The organism is Paracoccus benzoatiresistens, assembly GCF_026913015.1.
Lineage (GTDB): Bacteria > Pseudomonadota > Alphaproteobacteria > Rhodobacterales > Rhodobacteraceae > Paracoccus > Paracoccus benzoatiresistens.
Map to the genome: position 1 here is coordinate 1 of NZ_JAPTYD010000126.1, position 2,957 is coordinate 2,957.

3 protein-coding genes are annotated in these 2,957 nt (G+C 57.9%); 2 read left to right on the plus strand and 1 reads right to left on the minus strand.

Annotation, left to right across the window (positions count from 1 at the left end):
- Nucleotides 1-119 precede the first annotated feature (119 nt).
- Nucleotides 120-1,025: a Crp/Fnr family transcriptional regulator gene (locus OU682_RS23615; RefSeq protein ID WP_268944623.1), complete on the plus strand. Its 906-nt coding sequence runs from the start codon at nt 120-122 to the stop codon at nt 1,023-1,025.
- 153 nt (nt 1,026-1,178) lie between these two features.
- Nucleotides 1,179-2,015 (plus strand): universal stress protein, encoded by an 837-nt coding sequence (locus OU682_RS23620; protein WP_268944624.1) that lies wholly within the window; start codon nt 1,179-1,181, stop codon nt 2,013-2,015.
- An 85-nt stretch (nt 2,016-2,100) separates the two neighbouring features.
- On the opposite strand, the gene OU682_RS23625 is transcribed toward OU682_RS23620, so the two are convergent.
- Nucleotides 2,101-2,957: Orn/Lys/Arg family decarboxylase (locus OU682_RS23625; protein ID WP_503635487.1), on the minus strand; the 857-nt coding region annotated here is incomplete at its 5' end.

Below are 2,957 nucleotides of genomic sequence, written 5' to 3' on the forward strand. Positions count from 1 at the left end.
AATGCAATTTTTTCTGAAATGCTTGTATATTCCCTTATGATCTTTGCGAGGGGAGATCCTTTGATCTGAAGCGGCCTCAAACTGCCTCTGTCTGTGCTCCACCTGCCGAGGCGTTACTCATGAACGTTTATTTCGAGCATTTTGGTGGAACACTGTCTGGCACTGATGCCGCTCATCCACCGGGGGCGTGCTCCGCCTGCCCCTTGGCCGCGGCTGTGGTCTGCCGCGCGCTCGACCGCGCCAGTCTGGCAGGGCCCCGCATTCCGTTGTTGCGCCGCATCCCGCGCGAAACCCAGCTGGTGACAAAGGACAGATTACCACCCTTTGCAGGAGTTCTGCGACAGGGATTTCTTCGGATCGAGCGCATGACAGAAGACGGGCGGCGCCATATTGTCGGTCTTCACGTGCCCGGCGATCTCGTTGGCAACTGGACAGGCACATCGAGCCATTATGACATCGAAGCGGCCACCACTGCCGAAATCTGCAGTTTCGACCCGAGAGTCGTCGTGCGCCTGGTGGAGCGTGACTCTGCCGTCAAGATCTATATCTTGCAGGAGTTGGCCGAAATGCATCAGCGTCAACTCGACCTCCTTTGGCCACGAGGCGCCTTGACCAGTAAAGGGCGGATCATTGCCTTCCTTCTCATGGCAATGGAAATCATGCCCTCTGAGTGGTCCCCGGATGGTGCCGCTTTGGTCAGGATTGTCATTTCAAGGCGGGACTGGGCAGATATTTCCTTGACGACGGTGGAAACAATCTGCCGGTCACTGGCTGAATTGTCACGCAACGGTCTGGTGCAACAGGTGGAGCCGGGCCTTTACAAGATCAGCAACATAGAGGCCCTCAAGCGCGAGGCGGGCATTGCCGGAGAAGCCCTCTGGAAGCCCTTGCCGCGAAGCAGTGCTGCGGCACTCCGTCGTGCTTTTTCGTCTTCGGGAACATCCCCTAAAGTCAGGACCCTGAAACAGCAGATCGGGTCACCTTCTGAAAAGAACACAAGCAGGGCAGATCGCAATGTATTTTGATCCGCCGATTTGGTCATAAGAGAAGCAACAAGGGTCTGTTCAGACAGATCGACAGCTTTCCCGTTCCATCGGCTACCTTTATTTCTTGGGAGGCATCGTTCGTAATCAGCGGCAGCCGAAAGGCCGCACAAGCCAGAAGGGAAGGAAAGCGAAATGAGCATCAGGACCATCGGCCTGGCGTTATTGTCAGTTGAAAGTACCGAATGGCTGACTACGGCTGCCTGCGCTCTTGCTCAGGCCAATGAGGCGCATGTGATTGGCGTTCACGCCGCCGATCCGATCATTCCTTACATGAGCGAAGCGGTTTATGATCCCGTCCTGGCGCCTGAGTTCCTGGACTGGCAAGTTGAGGAAGCATTAGCAACTCGCACGTCTTTCGAGGCTGTTGTCAAACGGGCAGGCGTTACAGCCGAGTTCCGCGGGCAGGAGATCGGCCTCAATGCAGAGGCGTTTTTGCTGGACGGGCTGCGGGCTTGCGATCTTATTGTCTCGCCAGCCCTTGAGCAGCGCAGTTTGACGGAGGTGAACCGCCACCTGCAGGAGCAATTGATCCGCAATTCGGGCCGCCCGGTGTTGGTTCTGCCGCAGAAGCACCCGATCATGGGTCCAGTCATGCGTCTCATGATTGGGGTCAGCCCGACCAGAGAGGCGACGCGTGCCGCGCATGATGCTCTGATGCTTGCAGGCCCCGGCGCCGCGATCGATCTTGTATCCGTAACGCCCGCCTCGCAGCCCCGTCGCATGTCTTTCGATTTCCGACAGGATCTTGCAGCAGCCTTCGATCGCCTGGGCTTTAAGGTGAACTTGGTCGACCGGGATGGAAGAGCGGGGGAAACGGGCGAGGTGCTCATGACAACAGCACTGGAGCTTGGCGCGGAACTGGTGGTTACCGGCGCCTTCGGGCATTCCCGCAGCTACGACTTTATTGTCGGTGCGGCCACCAGCTATCTGCTCGACCATGCCCATCGTCCGGTGCTTTATGCGAAGTGAGCCGCGACGAGTGCAAGCATGACGCAGTTCGCCTCCTGGCACCAGTTCGTTGATTAGGGTGCCGGAACATAGCTGCTTGCCAGGTTCATGAGGCAACACAATCTGCGTAATAACTGACCGTGGCGTCTGAATTAGTTTCCGTGACCAAGCCATGGATATCGGTTTCGAAGCCGGGGCATTCGCGTGCAAATTCACGATTGAAGCGCAAGTAGTCCACGATCTTGGCGTTGAACGTCTCGCCGGGGATCAAGAGCGGAATTCCAGGCGGATAGGGAGTCACGAGGCTTGTCGTAATCCGTCCTTGCAGATCGTCAATCGCCACCCGCTGTGTCTTGCGCCGCGCGATGTGCGAGAACGCCTCGGACGGGGTCATTGCCGGATGGTGGTCCGACAGGTAGATTTCAGTCGAGAGGCGCGCAACGTCGTATTTTGCATACAGCGTGTGAACGTGCTGGCTGAGATCGCGCAGGCCCATGCCTTCGTATCGCGGATGCTTGGCGCAGAATTCCGGGATCACGCGCCACAGGGGCTGGTTGCGGTCATAGTCGTCCTTGAACTGCTGAAGTGCCGCGACAAGCGTGTTCCAACGGCCTTTTGTGATGCCGATGGTGAACAGGATAAAGAAGCTATAGAGACCCGTCTTCTCGACCACGACGCCATGCTCGGCCAGGTATTTTGATACGATCGAGGCCGGAATACCGGTGGTATCGAAGCGGCCCTCGATGTCCAGGCCGGGGGTGATGATGGTCGCCTTGATCGGGTCCAGCATGTTGAAGCCCGGCGCCATGTCGCCAAAGCCGTGCCAACTATCTTCACCGTCACGCTGCACGCCTTCGCTGTCGGTGCGGCGAAGCACCCAGTCCTTGGTGCGGCCGATGCCTTCTTCTTCAAGCGCTTCCGGTCCCCAGACCCCGAACCACCAGTCGTCGTCGCCGAATTCGG

Excerpts from the sequence above, each read along its gene's own strand:
- OU682_RS23615 (WP_268944623.1), top strand. The coding sequence starts at position 120 with ATGAACGTTTATTTCGAGCATTTTGGTGGAACACTGTCTGGCACTGAT.
- OU682_RS23620 (WP_268944624.1), top strand. The coding sequence starts at position 1,179 with ATGAGCATCAGGACCATCGGCCTGGCGTTATTGTCAGTTGAAAGTACC.